Raw genomic sequence first — 1093 nt, forward strand, 5'->3', positions numbered from 1 at the left:
AAAGGGATTGAAGTAATGAAACAGATTTTCTTGGCACACCTTTAGTTAATAGGCTACACCAAAGAGCAGACCTATCCACCGAGTCAAAGGCTGTCTTAAGGTCAAGAAAAACAACGATGGTGGGCTGTCGGAAAGTGTGACGCAATTCCAACAGTTGACGGAGAGTAAAAATATGGTCAATACATCCTCTACCTGGTCGAAAGCCTGCCTGGTTCTCACGTATTTGATTTTCTCGAGGTCCAGTAAGTCTATGTAAAATTATCCCAGTCAGCACCTACGAGGCAATTGGAACCAGGCTAATGCCACGGTGAGCGCGTTTCTTGAAATCTGGAATGATTGTCGACAGGCAACAATCGTCCGGAACTGTATTTGAATTCCAGATTGTTCGTAGTAGTTCGGTTAAACTACTTACGAGTGCATTGCCCCCGTCCTTGAATAAATCTGGGAACAGCCCGGCTGAGCCAGGTACTTAGTCACGTTTAAGGCGACACAGCTCCTGCTGCACCTCTGATTCAGAAGGACTCTCACAATTGACATCCCAAACTGCTGTTGAGACCCGTTCCCGGGTACCAACTGGTATCTGGGAGGCAGAGCTGCATGCCACCGGGCGCGTCCCCAGGTTGCGGATAGGGGGATGTCCTTTGTATAAAGGATAGCTGTGAATAATTCCTTCGGGAAAAATAAGCAGCCGTGGACAGGCAGCGGCATCACTACCAGGGCGCGGCGGGTTTTGAGTTGGTGGCTCATCTCCCTATAAAAAACCGCACATGCCCGATGACGGTGTTGCGTCAAGGCCTGCGTGACTGGCCATAGAGTCACTTACCACCACACCACCCACGGAAGGCGTAAGAGGCACCATCATATCGTATCTTCGGTGCCCACCGGCTGCTGTGCGGACGCAGGGTACACTGGGTATCCTTGATGGTTGGCCCCATCTCAAAGGCGAATGAACCGACGCTTCGGTCACCGGCTCCCAGTTGGGTGTATTGGGCACCCTGGACGAGAACTTCCTCTCCGAAAGGCGTATGAACCAGCATATTGGTCACCGGCTCCCAACGGACGCGATTACCGTAATTCGCACCGCTGCCTTGCG

The 1093-nt window shown here is 51.7% G+C and carries 1 protein-coding gene; it reads right to left on the bottom strand.

The window, feature by feature from the left end; genetic code table 11:
• The coding region (locus tag ACRCYC_RS14975; protein ID WP_438619926.1) for a reverse transcriptase domain-containing protein at window positions 1-274 on the bottom strand (274 nt) is incomplete at its 3' end.
• Between the last annotated feature and the right edge of the window lie 819 nt (window positions 275-1093).

This window comes from Paraclostridium sp., from assembly GCF_051657365.1.
GTDB lineage: Bacteria > Bacillota > Clostridia > Peptostreptococcales > Peptostreptococcaceae > Paraclostridium.